At 67.8% G+C, this 18,328-nt stretch carries 17 protein-coding genes; 9 read left to right on the forward strand and 8 right to left on the reverse strand.

Annotated features, from left to right (window positions below):
- Nucleotides 1–319: 319 nt before the first annotated feature.
- The 5 genes from infB to FHR04_RS09500 form a co-directional block, all read right to left on the reverse strand.
- Nucleotides 320–2,185, reverse strand: coding sequence for a translation initiation factor IF-2 (gene infB / locus FHR04_RS09480; RefSeq protein ID WP_139402761.1), 1,866 nt, complete (start codon nt 2,183–2,185; stop codon nt 320–322).
- Complete coding sequence (locus FHR04_RS09485; protein ID WP_039684485.1) at nt 2,178–2,498, reverse strand: YlxR family protein; 321 nt, start codon at nt 2,496–2,498, stop codon at nt 2,178–2,180. Before FHR04_RS09485 ends, infB begins: the two co-directional genes overlap by 8 nt.
- A 3-nt stretch (nt 2,499–2,501) precedes the next feature.
- Nucleotides 2,502–3,689, reverse strand: a complete 1,188-nt coding sequence (gene nusA, locus FHR04_RS09490; protein WP_039684483.1) for a transcription termination factor NusA — start codon at nt 3,687–3,689, stop codon at nt 2,502–2,504.
- A 38-nt stretch (nt 3,690–3,727) separates the two neighbouring features.
- Nucleotides 3,728–4,243 carry a ribosome maturation factor RimP gene (rimP, locus tag FHR04_RS09495; RefSeq protein WP_081995115.1) on the reverse strand — a complete coding sequence of 172 codons (516 nt, stop codon included), beginning with the start codon at nt 4,241–4,243 and terminating at the stop codon, nt 3,728–3,730.
- A 287-nt stretch (nt 4,244–4,530) separates the two neighbouring features.
- Complete coding sequence (locus tag FHR04_RS09500) at nt 4,531–5,145, reverse strand: septum site-determining protein MinC (RefSeq protein ID WP_039684481.1); 615 nt, start codon at nt 5,143–5,145, stop codon at nt 4,531–4,533.
- 75 nt (nt 5,146–5,220) lie between these two features.
- Between FHR04_RS09500 and FHR04_RS09505 the strand changes: the two genes are divergently transcribed.
- The 6 genes from FHR04_RS09505 to FHR04_RS09530 all read left to right on the forward strand — a co-directional run bounded on the left by FHR04_RS09505 (nt 5,221) and on the right by FHR04_RS09530 (nt 10,548).
- Nucleotides 5,221–6,006 (forward strand): ABC transporter ATP-binding protein, encoded by a 786-nt coding sequence (locus tag FHR04_RS09505; RefSeq protein WP_139402763.1) that lies wholly within the window; start codon nt 5,221–5,223, stop codon nt 6,004–6,006.
- Entirely contained in the window at nt 6,003–7,577 is a 1,575-nt protein-coding gene (locus FHR04_RS09510; protein ID WP_249039058.1) for a hypothetical protein, read from the forward strand. The genes FHR04_RS09505 and FHR04_RS09510 overlap by 4 nt, the downstream gene beginning before the upstream one ends.
- 87 nt (nt 7,578–7,664) lie before the next feature.
- The gene (locus tag FHR04_RS09515; protein ID WP_139402765.1) at nt 7,665–8,534 is read left to right on the forward strand and encodes an HpcH/HpaI aldolase/citrate lyase family protein; all 870 of its coding nucleotides are present in this window, start codon (nt 7,665–7,667) and stop codon (nt 8,532–8,534) included.
- On the forward strand, nt 8,527–9,012 hold the full coding sequence (locus FHR04_RS09520; RefSeq protein ID WP_139402767.1) for a MaoC family dehydratase: 486 nt from the start codon (nt 8,527–8,529) through the stop codon (nt 9,010–9,012). Before FHR04_RS09515 ends, FHR04_RS09520 begins: the two co-directional genes overlap by 8 nt.
- Nucleotides 9,013–9,296: 284 nt before the next feature.
- Nucleotides 9,297–9,650, forward strand: coding sequence for a hypothetical protein (locus FHR04_RS09525; RefSeq protein WP_039684473.1), 354 nt, complete (start codon nt 9,297–9,299; stop codon nt 9,648–9,650).
- Between the two features lie 208 nt (nt 9,651–9,858).
- Nucleotides 9,859–10,548, forward strand: a complete 690-nt coding sequence (locus tag FHR04_RS09530; protein WP_139402769.1) for a TetR/AcrR family transcriptional regulator — start codon at nt 9,859–9,861, stop codon at nt 10,546–10,548.
- 303 nt (nt 10,549–10,851) lie between these two features.
- Here FHR04_RS09530 and FHR04_RS09535 read toward each other — a convergent pair whose 3' ends face one another.
- Together FHR04_RS09535 and FHR04_RS09540 are read right to left on the reverse strand one after the other, a co-directional pair.
- Nucleotides 10,852–11,397, reverse strand: coding sequence for a DUF402 domain-containing protein (locus FHR04_RS09535; RefSeq protein ID WP_139402771.1), 546 nt, complete (start codon nt 11,395–11,397; stop codon nt 10,852–10,854).
- 146 nt (nt 11,398–11,543) lie between these two features.
- Nucleotides 11,544–14,093 (reverse strand): U32 family peptidase, encoded by a 2,550-nt coding sequence (locus FHR04_RS09540; protein ID WP_170213907.1) that lies wholly within the window; start codon nt 14,091–14,093, stop codon nt 11,544–11,546.
- A 108-nt stretch (nt 14,094–14,201) separates the two neighbouring features.
- Between FHR04_RS09540 and FHR04_RS09545 the strand changes: the two genes are divergently transcribed.
- The 3 genes from FHR04_RS09545 to aspS all read left to right on the forward strand — a co-directional run bounded on the left by FHR04_RS09545 (nt 14,202) and on the right by aspS (nt 17,662).
- Nucleotides 14,202–15,386: a GGDEF domain-containing protein gene (locus FHR04_RS09545; RefSeq protein ID WP_139402773.1), complete on the forward strand. Its 1,185-nt coding sequence runs from the start codon at nt 14,202–14,204 to the stop codon at nt 15,384–15,386.
- A gap of 138 nt (nt 15,387–15,524) precedes the next feature.
- Nucleotides 15,525–16,103 (forward strand): ankyrin repeat domain-containing protein, encoded by a 579-nt coding sequence (locus FHR04_RS09550; RefSeq protein ID WP_249039059.1) that lies wholly within the window; start codon nt 15,525–15,527, stop codon nt 16,101–16,103.
- A gap of 215 nt (nt 16,104–16,318) precedes the next feature.
- Complete coding sequence (aspS, locus tag FHR04_RS09555) at nt 16,319–17,662, forward strand: aspartate--tRNA(Asn) ligase (protein WP_139402775.1); 1,344 nt, start codon at nt 16,319–16,321, stop codon at nt 17,660–17,662.
- A gap of 132 nt (nt 17,663–17,794) precedes the next feature.
- On the opposite strand, the gene FHR04_RS09560 is transcribed toward aspS, so the two are convergent.
- A complete protein-coding gene (locus FHR04_RS09560; protein WP_039684464.1) occupies nt 17,795–18,289 on the reverse strand; it encodes an FKBP-type peptidyl-prolyl cis-trans isomerase in 495 nt (164 codons plus the stop codon).
- Nucleotides 18,290–18,328 lie beyond the last annotated feature (39 nt).

Genomic DNA, 18,328 nt, shown 5'->3' on the forward strand with positions numbered 1-18,328 from the left:
CTGGACTGGACAGGCGGGGTTCTGACAGACGAAACTCTCGAGTGGGAGCTCTTTTGACACGTCCGGGGATAGGCCCCGGACGCTCTCATTTCAGTGGTGTCGGGCATGGTTCCAGCCAACTACCCGAGCGGAGCGAGAAAGAGAAAAACGGGTTCCGGATGTGGAGTGTAGGAACCGGCGCTCTCCCGGTTCCTACACGAAACAAACGGAACCCGTATAACGTGCTTCCACCAGCATCCGTGTAGCCCTTCAACAGAAAGGGAGCCGCCCCCCTTCAGGAACGGCCCCTCTCATCTGGTGAAGCTCTGGCGGCTCAGGCTTACGCCTGCTCGACTTCCACCATCTCGCTGGCCTCGATGATGTCGCCGACCTCCGCGCCGTCCCAGTCCAGGTTGATCCCGCACTCGTAGCCGCTCTGCACCTCGCGCACGTCGTCCTTGAGGCGCTTGAGGCCCACCAGCGTGCCCTCGTAGACGGTTTCCTTGCCGCGCGTGACCTTGGCCTTGGCGTTGCGCTTCAGGCTGCCGTCGGTCACGTAGGAGCCGGCGATGTTGCCGAAACGCGGGTGCTTGATCACCATGCGGACCTCGGCGCGGCCCAGGTACTTCTCCTCGAACACGGGCTCGACGTTGCCCTTGATCAGACGGTCCACCTCGTCGATCAGTTCGTAGATGATGCGGAAGGACTTGATGTCCACGCCCTTGCTCTCGGCGATCTTCGTGACGCTGCCGGGGGCCGTGACGCTGAAGCACAGGATGGTGGCGTCGGCAGTCCCGGCCAGCAGCACGTCACCCTCGGTGGGCGCGCCGATGCCCGCGAGCATCACGTTGATCTTGACGTCCTCGGACTCCTTGCGGGCCAGGATGCCCTGGATGGCCTCCACGCTGCCCTGGGTGTCGGTGCGCAGAATCAGGTTGACGGTCCGCACGCTGCTCAGCGGCCCCATCATCTCTTCCAGGGTCAGTTTGCGCTGCACCTGGGCGGCCTCCGCGTCGCGGCGGTCACTGGCGCGGCTGGCGATCAGTTCGCGCGCGGCGTGCTCATTCTTGGCGCTGCTGACCTTCTCGCCGCTGGTGGGCACCTCGCTGAAGCCCAGCACCTGGACCGGCGTGCTGGGACCGGCTTCCTTGATGCGCCCGCCCGCGCTGTCGGTCATGGCCTTGATCTTGCCGTAATTCTCGCCCACCACCAGGAAGTCGCCCACGTGCAGCGTCCCTTCCTGCACCATCACGGTGGCGAGGACGCCGGCCTGCTTGTCCACCTTGCCCTCGATGACCACGCCCGCAAACGTTCCCTTGGGATCGGCGCGCAGGTCTTCGAGTTCGGCGTTCAGGCTGATGTATTCCAGCAGGTCTTCGACGCCCTCGCCGGTCTTGGCGCTGACCGGCACCACGATCAGATCGCCGCCGTACTCTTCCGGCACGAGGTTCAGCTGCGTCAGGTCCGTCTTGACCTTTTCCGGGTTGGCCTGCGGCAGGTCCATCTTGTTGATGGCGATGATCATCGGCACCTTGGCGGCCTGCGCGTGCGCGATGGCCTCACGGGTCTGCGGCATCAGGCTGTCGTCGGCGGCGATCACGATGATGGCGATGTCGGCGACGTTGGCCCCGCGCGCCCGGATGGTCGTGAACGCCTCGTGACCGGGGGTGTCGATAAAGACGATCCGGCCCTTGCTGGTCTGCGCCTCGAAGGCCCCGACGTGCTGCGTGATGCCGCCGGCTTCCTTGGCCGCCACCCGCGTCTTGCGGATGTAGTCCAGCAGCGAGGTCTTGCCGTGGTCGACGTGGCCCATGATGGTGACGACGGGCGCGCGGTGCGGGATGTCCGACTTGGGCGCTTCCGTCACGACGTCATCGCGGGTCTGGGTGGCCGTGGCGGAGCCTGAAGCCTGGGCCGCAGGTGCGCTGGCGGCGGCGGGCTGGGGGGCCTGTGAAGCGGCCCCCTGCTTGGGCGCCTCCTGTTCCGGCGCTTTCTCGGCCTCGGTGGGCGCGGCGGCCTGGGGTTCCCCATTTGCGCCGCCCGTGCCTTCCTCGGCCACGATCTGCTTGATCAGTTCCACCGTGTCTTCCTCGATGGTGCTGCTGACGCTCTTGTACGACACGCCCAGACCGTCGAGGATTTCCAGCATTCGGGCATTTTCCAGATTCAACTCTTTGGCCAGCGTGTAGATTCGGACTTTAGACATGACTCACCTCCGGTGAGACCCGCGCGGACGGCGCGGAATGGTTCTGTTTCGGTTCTTTTCGATGGTGCAGAAGTTGCTCCGCGATCTCGGCGGCCTGGGCACGGAAGCCCCGCCGCAGCCGCTTTTCCTGCCAGCATTCAGGGGTGTCGGCACAGACGTACGCGCCCCGCCCCACTCTGTTTCCGGCCCGCACGGCCCACCGGCCGTCCACCCGCGTGACCCGCAGGAAGTCCTGCTGGGGGCGTTTGCGGCGGCAGGCCACGCAGGTGCGCTCGGGCACGTGCCGGCTGGGGGTGGGGGAAGCGGCGGTCAAGACTTACTGCTCCCCGATGTCTTCCGGACTGGCGGTGGCCACCGACTTGCTGTCCTTGAACAGCGCGTCGAAGGCGGACTGCGCGACGTCGGCCTCGCGGCCTTCCTGCTCGTCCTGCAGCGCCTGCTGCATGGCGGCGTCGAGGTCGCTGATGGCGGCGGTCTCGCGCAGGTCGATCTTGAAGCCGGTCAGCTTGGCCGCCAGCCGCACGTTCTGTCCGCCCTTGCCGATGGCGAGAGACAGCTGATCGGGCGTGACGGTCACGGTGGCTTCCTGGCGGTCGGGCAGGACCTCGATCAATCCCACCTTGGCCGGAGACAGCGCGTTGCGGATGAAGTCGCGCAGGTTGGCGTCCCACAGAATCACGTCCACGCGCTCGCGGCCCAGTTCGCCGGTCACGGCCTGGATGCGGTTGCCCCGGTGGCCGATGCACGCGCCGATCGGGTCCACGTTGGAGTTGTGGGAGAAGACCGCCACCTTGCTGCGCTGCCCGGCCTCGCGCGAGATCGCCTTGATCTCCACGATGCCGTTGGCGACTTCGGGAATTTCTTGCCTGAGGAGGTAGTCCAGCAACCGCTCGTCGGCGCGGCTCGCCAGGATCGTCGGCCCCTTGGGGGTCTTGCGGACCTCCTTGAGGTAGATCTTGACGCGGTTGCCGGGGGTCAGCTTCTCGCCGGGAATCTGCTCGCGGGGCGGCAGAATTGCCTCGCCCGCGCCCAGTTCCACAAACCAGTTGCCCTTGTTGTCGCTGCGGACCACCTGGGCGGTCAGCACCTGGCCCTCGCGGTCCTTGTACTCGTTGAAGACCACGTTGCGCTCGGTCTCGCGCATCTTCTGCGTCAGGGTCTGCTTGGCGGCCTGCAGGGCAATGCGCGAGAACTTCTCGCGGTCCACCGGGAATTCCATCTCCATGCCCAGTTCCACGCCGGGGTCCAGCTCCAGCGCGTCGGCCAGCGAGATCTGGAGGTGCTCGTCCTCAATGACCTCCACCACCTCGCGCACCACCAGCACTTCCAGCTCGCCGCTGACCGGGTCCAGGTGAACCTCAATGCGCTTGTCCGGCTCCACGTTGCGGGTGTAGGCCTGGGCCAGCGACTCCTCGAAGGCCTGGATCAGCGCCAGTTCGTTGATGTTGCGGGCCTGCGCCACTTCGCGCAGTGCGTCGGCAAAATTGAATTCGGGTTGGGTCATCTCACTCTTCCTTTGTTTGTTTTAGAGGTGGGCTGCATTCAGCGGTGCCGGTCCGGGAACTCGGCCAGATTGGCGGTGAACGTCCCGGCTTTGAGCGTCACGTCTTCGCCGTTCACGTCGAAGGTCACGTCGTCGCCGTTCACGGCCTTGATCGGGGCGGTGAACGCCTGTCCGTCGCCGCGCACCCGGGTCTTGAGGCCCACCATGCGCTCGAAATGCCGGGCGCGCAGCAGCGGACGCTTGGCTCCCGGCGACTCGAATTCCAGGCGGTACTCCCCGGCAATCGGATCCAGGCGGTCAAACTCCGCCTCGGCGGCGCGGCTGGCCCCCGTGATGTCGGCCATCGTGACGGGCTGTTCGTCCAGGCGGTCGATCCGCACCAGCACAATCAATTCTCCGCCCGCATGCTGCAACTGAACTTCCAGGACCTCAAAGCCCAGCGGCTCTACTCCTGCCTGCGCGATGGCCTGAAGCCGGGCGATCTGCCCGTCTGTCTGCCCACCTGAATTGTTGGCCGTCTGGCCGTCTGAGTTGTCGGTTGCGTTGTTATTCATATTGTCGGGGCCTCCCGTCCGGGCTGCCCACCTGACCACCCCCTCCACGAAAAAAGGTGGGCTGTCCTGCACCCACCCCCCAGTTCGAGGAATTTCAAGACCCAGTATAGCCGATGGCCCGATTTGGGCGGCGAGAGGCGTCACAAAGTCGCCGTGCGGGGCCTTTCTGGCCGCTTCTGGTCTGGAGATCTGGCCGGCAAAGGGGGGGCATGGACGCCGCAGGGCGAACCGGGGCCGGGCGTCTGAAGGGCTGCGACGTCCGCCTGCTTATGCGCTGGCCCGCTTGATTATTTCTGCGCGTCGATCACGATGATGCCGTCTTGCAACCGTGCGAGTTCAGCCACCGGCTCGCCGCCCCGCACGCGCATGTTGCTCAGGCTGCTGCCTTCGGGGGCGCGGGCCACGGCGTCGCCGATGCGGATCTGGGGGCTGGCGATGGGCCGCGCCCACACGATGGCGTCGCTGTAGCCGCCCTGCCCGGCGTGGGCCAGGCCGCGCAACGCGCCAATCACGATCACGTCCCCGCCCGCGATGACCTCGGCGCTGGGGTTCACGTCGCCCAGCACGATCACGCTGCCCCGGTACTCGCTGCGCGATCCGGCCCGGATGGTGTGCGGCACGATCACGGTGCGGGCGCTGTCGATGGGGTGGGCTTCAGGCGCGGCCTGGGCCGGCGAGGCCACGGTCACGCGCGGCGCACGCAGGCGCCCCGGCTGGCCCCCGGCGGCGCGGATGATCTCCAGCGCCCGTTCCAGCGCGCCCATGTCGGCGTCGCCATGAATCTCAATGGTCACGCTGCTGCCCGCCAGGTTGGGCATCACCAGCCCGCGCGACACGCTCTCGGCGGTGTCCCCAGGCTCCAGCAACAGATTCAGACCGCCCAGCGTGCCGCGTAACTTCATGACCCGTAATCTAGCGTTCCCTGCGCCGGGGGTTCTGGGGGCAACCTCTGTCCGCCGTATCCCGTATAAGAGGACATGTCCGCGCCCATCCCGCCCGAAACTGAAAGTGCCGCCCTGGAGTTGCGTGACCTGCACAAATCGTTCGGGGGCAAGGCGGCCGTCTCTGGCCTGAACCTGCGCGTGCGCCCTGGTGAACTGTACGCGCTGCTGGGGCCGAACGGGGCGGGGAAGACCACCACCATCCGCATCGTCGCGGGCCTGACGAAGCCCGACAGCGGCGAGGCGTTCATCTACGGCCACAGCGTCCAGCACGCGGCCCAGGCGGCCAAGCAGGTGCTGGCCTACCTGCCCGACGATCCGCTGCTGTACGGCAAGCTGAGTGCGCCGGAATACCTGGAGTTCGTGGCCGGGCTGTGGGGCATGGACGCCGCGCAGGCCGCGCCGGAGGCCGAACGCCTGCTGAAATGGCTGAACCTGTGGGACCACCGCCAGGAGCGGGTGGAGGGCTTCTCGCGCGGCATGAAGCAGAAACTGGCGATGGCCGGGGCGCTGATCCACCGCCCGCGCCTGCTGCTGCTGGACGAGCCGCTGACCGGGCTGGACGCGGCGGCCTCGCGGCAGGTCAAGGACGCGCTGCGCCAGTACGTCGATGACGGCGGCGCGGTGGTCCTGACCACCCACATTCTGGAGGTGGCCGAACGCATGGCCGAACGCATCGGCATCATCGCGGGCGGCACGCTGATCGCCGAGGGCACGCCGGAGGAGTTGCTGGCCCGCACCGGCACCGCGACGCTGGAAGACGCCTTCCTGTCACTGACTGGCCTGGACGCCCCGCAAGCTGAGGTGGTGGCCGGACTGTGAGCACTGGAGTGGTCAAATCACCCGTCCCCCGTGCCAGAGGCCCCAGACCCGGCAGCCTGCCGTGGCTGCTGAAAAAGCAACTGCTGTGGCAATGGCAGGCGCTGACCGGCGGCCAGCGGGTGGGACTGTATATCGCGCTGGGCGTGCTGATTCTGGGGGTGCTGGGCGGCTACTTTGCCCTGCGCTCTGTCCTGTCGGGGTTGCCCTTGAGCGCCCCACTGCCGGACGCGGCCCTGGGGCCGGTGCTGCTGGCCCAGGCGTTCTTCGTGACGCTGATGCTCTCGGCAGCCGTGCGGGCGTCCCTGGTCACGCTGTTCACGCGCGGCGATCTGGACCTGCTGCTGCAATCGCCCCTGCCACCGCGCGTGGTGCTGGCCTCGCGGGCGCTGGGGGTGGCCCTGTCGGCGGCGTTGCCTGCTGGCCTGCTGGTGGTGCCGCTGACGCTGGCCCTGCTGGTGCTGGGCGTGGGGCGCGGTGGCCTGGGCCTGTTGCTGTGGTGGTGGTCGGCCTCCTTGCTGGCGTCGGGGGCGGGTCTGTGGCTGACGCTGGGGCTGGTGCGGGTGCTGGGTGTGCGCCGCACCCGCACGGTGTCGGCGGTGCTGGGCGCGCTGTTCGGCGCGGGCATTTTTCTGGCGACGCAGTGGGCCAATTTCAGCGGGGGGCGGGGCCAGCGGTCCAATGCCGTTGTTGAGGCCCTGTCCTCCTTCGCGCCGGGGCAGGGCGGCTGGCCGGGCCGGGAGGCGTGGCTGTGGCTGCCCGCCCGCGCCGCGTGGCTGGAGCCGCTGCCCGCGCTTGTGCTGGTCCTGTTTTCTCTGGCCGTCTTCGCCGTCTCGGTCCTGGCCCTGACCCGGCAGTTCGTGAATGGCGCGCAGGAAATCGCCGCGCCGGAAGGCCGCGTCAGACAGGCACGGGCCGGATCGGGTGGCCTGCGCTTCGCCTCTGGGTCCCGCGCCACGCTGCTCAAGGAATGGCGGCTGATCGGGCGTGACCCCGAACTGCTGTCGCGCACGCTGCTGCAACTGGTGTACCTGCTGCCGCTGCTGTTCTCGGTCACGCGGGGCGGGGGCCTGCGGGCGGCAGGCGGCACGGGCGTCGTTCTCCTGACCGCCAGCCTCACGGCGGCCCTGGCCCACCTGACCCTGAATGCCGAGGACGCCCCCGATCTGCTGGTCAGTGCCCCGCGCAGCCCGGCGGCCCTGCGGCGCGACAAGTGGCTGGCCGCCGTCCTGCCCACCGTGCTGATCGGTCTGGTGGCGCTGAGTGTGCTGGCCCTGCGGGGGGCGCTGGGCACGTCCCACACACTGTTTCTGGTGCCTCTGCTGCTGCTGGGCACAGGGGGCACCGCCCTGATGGTGCTGTGGCAACCCCTGCCGGTGCGCCGCGCCGACGCCTTCAAACGCAGCCAGCGTGCTCCCCTCCTGAACACGGTGCTGACGCTGGTCTTTCAGGGCGGGCTGTCGGCCACGGCTTTTGCAGCCAGCAGCGGCGCGGTGTGGGGGCTGGCGACGCTGACGTTGGCCGTGATCGCGCTGGCGGTGGCCTATGCCCTGCGCCGCAGCGACGTGCGGTAGGGCGTGGGCCTGTGCCGATACCGCTGCCGTGGGCGACTATGCTGACCGCATGATGTCCCGACTCCCCTTTTCCCGGCGGAGGCGCTGATGGCCGCCTCCCTGCTGCGCCCGCGTTCCGTGCTGTTCGCTCCCGGCAACCGCGCCGATCTGATCGCCAAGCTGCCGCGCAGCGCCCCCGACGCGGTGGTGATTGATCTGGAGGACGCCATTCCCGGCACCGCCGAGGCCAAAGCCGCCGCCCGCCCGGTGGCCCGCGACGCCGCCCGTGACCTGATCGCCGCCGCGCCGCATCTGGCCGTCTTTCTGCGCGTCAACGCTCCACACTCGCCGTATTTCGCCGACGATCTGGCCGTGCTGACTCCGGAACTGGCCGGCGTGGTGGTGCCCAAGCTGGAATCGGCTGCAGATGTTCAACGGGTGGCGAAGGCGCTCGAAGCGCACCACCTCAACTTGCCCCTCCTGGCCGGACTGGAAACCGGGGCGGGCGTCTGGAACGCGCTGGAGATTCTGCGTGAGGAGACTGTGACGCTGGCCTACTTCGGCGCGGAGGACTACACCACCGATCTGGGCGGACGGCGAACCGCTGGCGGGCTGGAAGTCCTATACGCCCGCTCAAAGGTGGCCCTGGCCGCGCGGCTGGCCGGGGTGGCGGCGCTGGACATCGTGGTGACGGCGCTGAACGACGAGGCCGCCTTCCGCACCGATGCCGAACAGGGCCGCGCGCTGGGCTACGCGGGTAAGCTGTGCATCCACCCCGCGCAGGTGGCGCTGGCCCACGATATTTTCGGCGCCACGCCCGCCGAGGCGGCCCGTGCCCGCGCCCTGCTGGACGCCGCCCATGCGGCCGCCGAACGCGGCCACGGAGCCTTCAGTTTCGAGGGCCAGATGGTGGACGAACCCATGTTGAGTGCCGCCCGCGCCGTGCTGGCCGCCCTTCCGGAGGCTGACCATGAATGAAGACTTAAACCGCCCCCAGGGCCGCTATTTCGAGGAACTCACGCCCGGCACCGTGATCCGCCACCGCGTCACCCGCACGCTGACCGAGGCCGACAACGTGCTGTTCACCACCCTGACCATGAACCCGCAGCCGCTGCATCTGGATCACGAGTACGCCGCGCAGACCGAGTTCGGGCAGCCGCTGGTCAACAGCCTGCTGACCCTCAGCCTGCTGGTGGGCCTGAGCGTCCACGAGCTGACGCTGGGCACGCTGGTGGCGAACCTGGGCCTGACCGACGTGGTGTTCCCGAAGCCCGTCTTTCACGGCGACACCATCCGCGCCGAGTCCGAGGTGCTGACGGCCCGTGACAGCCGATCTCGCCCCACGCAGGGGCTGGTGACCGTCGAACACCGCGCCCTCAACCAGCGCGGCGAGGTGGTGGCGCAGTGCAAACGCACCATGCTGATGCAGCGGCGGGCTGCGCCGGGCGAGGGCTAAACACAGGCGGCCACTCTCCAGCAGCCCTCTTGGGGGAGGGCCTTTGGCCGGCGGTCAGAACGGGCCTGCCGGCCTCGCTCTATGAGATGCAGCGGGGGGGAGGGCTGGCGTCCCCCGGACTCCAATGCCGCCCTTCAGCGCCAGGTACGCATCCTGAGGTTGCCCGGCGTAAGCCATTGGTAAGAGGCTGGCCTTTAGGGTCAATGTGCGCTGGGTGCCCAGGTGTTCCCCCGAGACAGCCAGCGTACCCACAGGCCCGACTTCTGTTTCTGGAGTGTGACTGCATGACGCTGCTTCATTCGCCCCCCTATTCCGCTCCCCCGCCGGCCCCCGCCCGACTGGAGGCCTTCGCCGGAGTGCTGGCCCAGCCTGAGCGTCACCCTCTGCCGGACGGCGAACTGCTGGTGTTCCGCTTCGGCAACGGCTACGGCGCCGCCGTGAGCCGCGGCGACGAATTCTGTGTCTTGGACTGTACGTCCCACGCGCCACAGCCCACCTTCGAAACGCCGGTGGCGTCCGGGCTGCTGGGTGGACTGGACGCCGCCGCACTCACGCGGTTGCTGATCGAGACTGAACGCCTGCCCCGCCACCCCCTGCTGGTCAGCGCCGACGAGGCGCTGTTGCAGGAGACGTTTTAGGTCAGCAGCGGGGAGCGCCGAAAGGCCGTTCCGGCCAGCTGAGGCGGGTTCTGTCCGGCCTCTATGCATTCCCGACGCTGCACGTCAAGGCCATGACGGGACTGAACCTTGGGCGATCCTCCCCGCTTCGTTGAGAGAATCACCAGAATAGGCGGGGCGTGAAGCTCTTAACAGCGTTTGGGCCACGCTTGACCTATGGTCAGCCACCATGACCAGTCACCCATCACGCCCCCTGCGCGCACGCAGCCTGGCTGAAAAAAGGCAGCGTCGGGCCGACATTCTTCGCGCCGCCGAAGACCTGTGGGCCGCCACCTCCTACGCAGACCTGAGCATGAACCAGGTGGCCGGTGCGGCCCGGCTGGCCAAGGGCACGCTGTACCTGTATTTCGACACCAAGGAAGAACTGTTTCTGGCACTGGTAGATGCCCATCTGGACGCGTGGATTGACCGTGCCGCCGCATTGTTGGAAGAACGTCGCCCGCGCACGCCGGCACAGGTGGCCGACGTGCTGCTGGAGGCCGGACAGGAGGCCACAGCGCTGCGCCGGCTGCTGGTGCTGTTTGGGACGGTGCTGGAACGCCGGGTTCGGCCCCAACTGCTTCAGGAGTTTCGACAGAGATTGGGCCGGCGCCTGGAAGGTCTGCTGGCGCTGATGCCCCTGGAGCGGGAGCTGGCCCAGCGGGCACTGAGCCACCTGTACGCCCTGTCCGTCGGCTGGCAGCACCTGTCCGAGCAGCCGGACATCTGGGAAGCCTCGTCGGCGGTCCCGCTTCCCGCCGCAGGGGGCCTGGACGCGCTTGACCGCCCACAGGACCGCCTGGGGCTGAACGCTGAGGAGTATCGTCTGGCCGTCAGGGCGGTGTTCGAGCGCCTGACCCGCGTGCCCCAGCCGGTCTGAATCGGGCATGGCAGGACGCTTGTGGGCTTCTGAAGGGGGACACGCCGGGAACCAGTGCTGTCGTCCGGGGCGTGATGCTCCTCAGCCGGGCGTTGATGCTCTCTGAAGGCAAGGTTGCAAGGCGAGCGGGAGCGATTGTAGGCCCCGTTGCAACGGGCCGAGCAGATCAGGGACCGTACCGGACGGCCTCTCTCCTGGGTCCACGCGCCGCGTCTGCGAGGGACTATCCTCCACTTGTATGTCTGGGTGTTGACTGCGAGGACGCCCCTTGACAGCCGCTTGAACTGGCCTGGACCCGACGGCCTAGGCCAGATTCATCTGGGCCGTGTCGGCCCGCTGGGGATCGCCCTGCCACTCCAGCCTCAGCTCCTGCCCGGTCAGCCAGTGGTTCAGGGAATAGCGGGCGCGCGCCAGCCCCGAGACGGTATGGTGCGCCACCTCGATGGCCTGATGCAGTTCCTCGGCGTTCAGGAAACCCACTTCCCAGGCAGCCAGCAGTTCGTCGGTATCGGCGATTTCCGCGCCCAGACCGTCGTGCAGCACAATGTCCAGGTACAGGTCGCGTACCGTCCAGACCGGCCCGTCCTGACTGACCTGGGCCACGTCAATGTAAAAATCATGTTCGCGGTGCCCGTGAAACCCGTAGTGGCACACCACCAGGTTCAGGTCAGGCAGCAGGTGGGCCTGCCAGTGGCGAATGCGCGGATGCCCCACAAAATCGCGGGCCACGTACAGGCCCGCAGATGTTTCCCGGTAAGTCTTCACGCGGCGCTGGCCGGTATTGGTGTGGTGACAGTACTGTGCCGTGTCGTGCCGTTCCACCTTCACCGGATGCGCGTCAACAAGCATGGGCCAGCGTAACTGACCGTCCGCAGATGGGCGCAGAGGAATCTAACATCCTGATCAAGAATGCAGACTTAATGAAGGCGCATTGGTTCTGGCCCGCGTTCGCCCAGCTTTCATCGTTTTTGCCAAAGTTTCCACTGAAGTTCGTCTTACACGACGGGCAGCGCGTCTAACAGCCCGAAGTCGTGCGGCACGAACAGGCTGCCCTCGGTGGTGCCGCCATCGCTGAGGCCGGACAGGGCCGCCTCCAGTCCGGAAACGCTCATCTCGCCGTTCAGGAAGGCGCGGTGGGCGCGGATGACCTCGCGCACCCCATCCGGCGATTCGTGGACAAATTCCAGGCGCAGGTCACGCAGGCCTGCTGCTAGCCACTGGCTCAGGTGCGCGGCGGCCACCTGCGGACGGCCCTCGAACACGGTGTTGCGGCAGCCCACATCGGCCATCACCGGATGCGTGCGCCCACGTTCGTCGCGCAGGGCGACGCGGTGCGACTCGCAGGGGTGGCCGCAGTTGGTGTAATCGGTACCGTCCGACAGGAAGCGGCAGAAGACGCAGTGCTCGGTGTGAAAGACCGGCAGGTGCCCGTAGGCGATGACCTCCAGCCGTTCCGGCCCCACCAGCCCGGCCAGCTCGGTGATCTGCTGCGCGTTCAGATCGTGGGTGGGCGTCAGCCGTTCCAGGCCCAGTTCCAGCAGGGCGCGGGCGGTCAGGACATTGGCGGCGTTCAGGGAGAAGTCGCCCGTCAGCGCCGCCTCCGAACCCTGCAAGCCTTCCAGCAGGCCGCCGCTGCGCACCAGAATCCCGGCGTCCAGCGACAGCAGGAACTTCTGCAGGTTCTGCTCGGTGGGTTTGAGGATGCGCGGACTCGCCACCCGCACCGCGATTCCGGCGGCTTTCACGCGTTCCACGCTGGGCTTCAGGCCGTACAGTTCCAGGTAATCCAGGGTGATGGACTCCGGCGCTTCGGCCAGGGCCGCGTCCAGTTGCTTGGGGGTGCGGACGAGGACGTGCAGGCGCGGACTGGCCGACTGCGGCTGAGGCGCGGTGGGTGCGCCCAGGGACTCGCTCAGGCGGCCCTCGATTCGCCGCACCGGGGCCGCCGCCCGAAGCGCCGTCAATCCCTCCACCGCCTCGCGCCGCAAGCCGTTCAGGGCGCTGACCGGCAGGAAGCCCTCGCCGCGCAAGTCCGCGTTCAGCCCGGCCAGGTGGTAGCCCGTGCCGCCCAGCTTGCCCAGCTGTTCCCATAGGCCCGCCTCGTCCAGCGCGCGGTTGCGGGCAGGAGACAGCGGCTCCGGCAGGCGGGCGGTGAAGCGGTGGCCCGCCTCGTCGGTCAGGGTCAGCTGGGGCGGCTGCCCGACATGGCCCACGAACCCGGCGCGGATGGGGCGGGTGTACACCGGATCGCCCGCCTCGATCAGTGGTTTAACGCGGGCGTTCAGGCTGGGGTCATGGGTGCGCCACACCGGATCGCCGGGGCGCACGCGCGAGCCGTCCACCGCGCCGCGCCCGAACCGCAGCTCGTAGACGCCGCCGGCGCGCACGTCCTCCGTCTGCTGACCGTCCTGCCACAGCCCGTACAGGAACCCGCCCTCCTCGCGGCCCTCCGGGGCACGCCAGTTGGCCGGATCGAAGACCAGACCGTCGCCGGGCTTCAGCGGCTCGGCCAGTTCGGCCAGCACGCCGCGTTCGGTGACGCCGCGCACCGTGCCCACCCGCACGCCCCGGTGTCTGGGTGCCCGCCCGCGCACCACGGTCTGGTGGTTGGTGCCGGCCATGAAGTGCGGGGCCAGCCCGCGCGAATAGACCTGTTCCAGATCCTGCTCCTGCTGCGGCGTGATGCTCAGCGGCAGGCCCGCCCACGCCTCGTCCACGGCCTGACGGTAGGCGGCGGTGGTCAGGGCCACAAACTCGGCGTCCTTGTAGCGGCCCTCGATCTTCAGGCAGTTCACGCCGATCCGCACCAGTTCCGGCACCTGATGCAGGGCGTACAGGTCACCCGGCGACAGCAGGTAGCGGGCGTCCCCCAGATCACGCTCTTCACCGTCCACCAGCAGGTCATACGGCAGGCGGCAAGCCTGGGCGCACTGGCCCCGGTTGGCGCTGCGGCCTCCCCAAGCCTCGGAGGAAAAGCACTGGCCGGAGTAGGAGACGCACAACGCACCGTGGACGAAGGTTTCCAGCTCCACGTCGGTCTGGCCGGCGATGCGCTCGATGTCCTTGAGGCTCAGCTCGCGGCCCAGCACCACCCGGCTGGCTCCGAAGCGGCGGGCATGTTCGGCGCCCTCGGCGCTGGTGATGCTCATCTGCGTGCTGCCGTGAATGGGCAGATCGGGGCAGATTTCGTGGGCGAGGCGGGCGACGCCGTGATCCTGCACGATCAGGGCGTCCACCCCGGCCTCGGCCAGCGCCATCAGCTGACGTTCGGCGTCGCGCAGCTCGCGGTCAAAGACCAGCACGTTGAAGGTGACGAAGCCCTGCACCCCGCGCGCGTGCAGGCCGCGCATGATCTCGGGCAGGGCCTCGGCGTCAAAACCCACCTTGGCCCGCGCGTGGAAGCCCGCGCCGTCCGCCCTTCCGGCGCCTCTGGCCGGGTTGACGCCGAAGAACACCGCGTCGGCCCCGGCCTCCACCGCTGCCTTCAGCTGGGGAAAGCCTCCCACTGGACTCATCACTTCAGGCTTGATACGGGGACGCAACATAACAGGGCAGTGTACGGGCTGCGAACCGGGGAATGTGGATGGAGAGAACAAAGGTGCAGGCCACTTTTCGCCCCCGTCGGCAGGGACCAGACCCATATACTGCGGAACATGGGGCTCCCCGACGGCCAGCAGGACCCCAACACCCTGCCGGCCACCATGCACAACAGGGCCGAGTGGTCTGCGTTGCAGGCGGGCTCGGACACCATCCGGCGGCGCATCTACCTGCTGGTGCTGGCCATCGTCATGGTGACCCTGGCCACGTCCGTCGCCACGCGCCAGCCATCGGGCATTCCGGAGTTTTTCGTTCAGGTGCTGATTCCGCCGCTGCTCGTGCTGTTTGGTGGCCTGATGGCATGGCTGCTGCTGGGCCGCCCGCTGCGAACAGCCGAAACGGTGATGGTCTGGGTGGCGGGTCTGGCCTCACTGGCCAATGTCACCGCTTTTTCGGTGGGCCAGCAGCCCGCGACGTACTACCTGAATTCCGGACCTTACCTGAGCGTGCTGGTCGCGTTTACCTTTCTGCTGCTGGTCCACACCCGGCCCCGCGCCGGCCAGCTGGCGCTGGGGCTGCTGGCCGTGTCGCTGGCGTTGCCCTGGATGTTCCGGGGCGGTTCCCCTGTGCTCAGCGAATCCCTGGCCCTGCTGCGGTTGCAGATGAACATCACCGCCACCGCCCTGATGATCTACCTGCTGTCGTGGTACCGCACCCAGCACCTGTCCTCGTTGCAGCGTCAGCAGCTGCTGGCGGCCCTGGCGTATTCGGACCCGCTCACGGGCCTGCCCAACCGGCGCGGCCTGATGCTGGAGGCCGCCGGGGACCGCTGGCCAGGGGGCCAGCCGAACGCGCTGCTGCTGGTGGACGTCGATCATTTCAAGGTCATCAACGACCGCCATGGCCACGCGGTCGGAGACGCCGTGCTGGTCACGGCCGCTGGCCTCCTGGCGCGGGCCACCGGTCGCCGGGGCACTGTGGGCCGCTGGGGCGGTGACGAGTTCCTGGTCCTGTTGCCCGGCATGGACGCGGCGGCCGTCCAGCACCACGCCGAGAGTCTGGTCCGCACCTTTCAGGAGCAGCCGTGGCCGCATGGCCTGAACGTCACGGTCAGCGTGGGGGGCACCCAGCTCCAGACCCCCAATACCCACGACGCCGATCTGGCGCGGGCCGACGCTGCCCTGTACCACGCCAAGACGCTGGGGCGTAACTGCAGCGCCGTCTATGACCAGCTTGACGAGCAGACCCGGCAGCAACTGCTGGACGGCGCACGACCAGCCCCGGACCTTCACCCCGCCTGATGGGCTGGCCGGCGCCCCCGGCCGCCCGCTAGACTGGCCCATATCCGTGCGGCGGCCCCGCGCACCCCATGCCCTGCCCGCCGCCGCACGCCCGACGTCCTTTCCGCCGCTCGAGTCCGCCCTTCAAGGAGGCCCACCATGTCCGCCGACGCCGATCCGCACGCCCAGCCTCAACCCATGCCGGCCGCCGAACCCACCGATGCCGAGGTGCTGGACATCCTGCAGTCGGCCTTTGAGGCGGCGCGCAACGGGGACGCCGACTTCCTGACCACGTGGCTGGAGCGCGGTCTGCCGCCCAACTTGCAGAACACGCGCGGCGACACGCTGCTGATGCTGGCCGCGTACCACAGCCACACTGAAGCGGTTCGCACGCTGCTGGACCACGGGGCCGACCCCGACATCCTGAACGATCAGGGGCAGACCCCGCTGATGGGCGCGGCCTTTCGGGGCGATCAGGCCACCGCTGAACTGCTCGTCGAGCGCGGCGCGGGGCTGGACGTGGCCGCCCCCGGCGGCAAGACGGCGCTGATGATGGCCGCCATGTTTAATCGCACCGAGATGCTGAACTGGCTGCTGGAACTGGGGGCCGATCCCAGCCTGCGTGACGCGGGCGGGGCCTCGGCCGCCGACGCGGCCCGCGTGATGGGTGCCTCCGACGCAGCGGCGCGCTTGGACGCCGTGATGGCCGCCAGGGGAGGAGACGCCGCCTCTGAGTAGGCCAAGGGCCTGCCCGCCACGTTGACTAGTTTCCACATTGAAATCTGAGCCGCGCGCCCGCTAGACTGGCCCGCATGTTCGCGGCCCCCACCAACAACAACGACAACGATCCCCGTTAGGGGACGCCTGAGCCGTTGCGCCCCCGACCCCCTCAGCGGAGTCGGGGGCTTTTCTTCAGTCCATTCAAGTCAGAGCCCACCCACACAGGAGCCTCCATGACCACCGAAACCCAGCCCGCCACTCCCCCCACGCCCGCGCAGAAACTTCCCCGCACCCTGACCCGTGACCTCTCGCAGCACGACGGGCAGACCGTGCGCCTGCAGGGCTTCGTCCACGCCCGGCGTGACCTGGGCGGCGTGCAGTTCGTGGTGTTGCGCGACGTGTCCGGCGTGACCCAGTGCGTGGGCAGCGGCCTCACGCTCCCCCTGCCGGAAAGCAGCGTGGAGGTGGTGGGTACGGTCAAGGCGCATCCCAAAGCGCCGGGCGGCTATGAGGTGCAGATCGAGGATTTTCGCGTGATCAGCGCCGCCGTGGAAGCGCCGCCCCTGGAAATTCCCAAGATGGAGTGGAACGTCAACCCGGAAACCATGCTGGATTACCGCTATGTCTCTCTGCGCGGGCTGCGGGAACGGGCGGCGCTGCGGGTGCAGGGCGAGATCGTCTACGGCTTCCACACCTACCTGCGCTCACACGGTTTTACCGAGATCAGCACGCCCAAGATCGTCTCGGCGGGGGCGGAGGGCGGCGCGAATTTGTTCAAGCTCGACTACTTCGGTGAACAGGCGTATCTGGCGCAGAGTCCGCAACTGTACAAGCAGATCATGGTGGGCGTCTTCGAGCGTGTCTACGAGGTGGCCGCCGTCTACCGCGCCGAGGAACACGCCACCAGTCGCCACCTCAACGAGTACCTGTCGCTGGACGTGGAAATGGGCTTTATTGAGGACGAAGAAGACGTGATGGCCCTGCAGAACGGCCTGCTGGCGTCCATCATGGAGCGGCTGCGTGAGACCTGCGCCGCCGAATTCGAGCTGCTGGGCGCGACGATTCCTGACGTCCCGGCCCACATCCCGCGCCTTCCGCTGATGGAGGCGAGAAAACTCGTTACCGAGAAATACGGCCATCAGGTGGGGGGCAAAGATTTAGACCCGGAGGCCGAACGCCTGCTCAGCCAGCACTTTGCGGAGACGGAGGGCAGCGATTTCGTGTTCGTGACCAAGTACCCGCGCGCCGCCCGGCCCTTCTATACGCACGCGGACCATAACGCGGACGGCAGCCTGAACCCGGACCTGACGCGCGGCTACGATCTGCTGTTCCGGGGCATCGAGATCACCTCCGGCGGGCAGCGCATCCACGATTACGCCATGCTGATGGACTCGATCCGCGCCTACAAGATGAATCCCGAGGCCATGACCGGCTACTCGGAAGTCTTCAAGTTCGGCATGCCCCCGCACGGCGGCTTCGCCATCGGGGCCGAACGGTTGACCGCCAAGTTGCTGGGCATCGCCAACGTGCGCTACGCCCGCGCCTTCCCCCGTGACCGCCACCGCCTGACGCCCTGAGCGTCGACAGGCGAGAGGAGAAACGGTTCAAAGCGGCTGAATATTCTTCCTCCTGACCTGCCGGCCAAAAGAGAGGAGCAGAGGCTCGCCATGTCCGGCTTGTCCTCGGCTCCTCTTGAAACGGTTCCGTCTTTACTCGTGCTCGTGCATGTCCGGGGTGTGGGCGTGGCCGTGCTCCAGTTCCTCGGCGGTGGCGTCGCGCACGCCGACCACCTTGACATCGAAGGTCAGCACCATGCCCGCCAGCGGGGGGTTGAAGTCCACCTTCACGGTGTCGCCGTTGACTTCCATCACGGTGAAGGGAATGACGCTGCCGTCCTCGGCCTGTGCGTAATACGTCTCGCCGATCTCGATGTCGTCCTCGAAATCTTCACGGGCCAGTTCCTCGGTGTTGGCCTCGTCACGCTCGCCGTACCCGTCTTCCGGCTGGATGATCTCCTGAAACGCGTCGCCGACCAGCTTGCCTTCCAGCGCCTTTTCCAGGCCAGGAATGATGTTGCTGTGGCCGTGCAGGTACGTCAGCGGCTCGCCAGGCTCGCTCTGGTCCACCACTTCGCCGTTCACGGTCAGCTTGTAATCGAGGTCAACGACCTTGTCCTGGGCAATTTGATCTGGTGCAGTATTCATTCGGGCCTCCATGTCTCGTCCGGCGGCGAACAGCAGCCT

The sequence above is a fragment of the Deinococcus radiopugnans ATCC 19172 genome, from assembly GCF_006335125.1.
GTDB lineage: Bacteria > Deinococcota > Deinococci > Deinococcales > Deinococcaceae > Deinococcus > Deinococcus radiopugnans.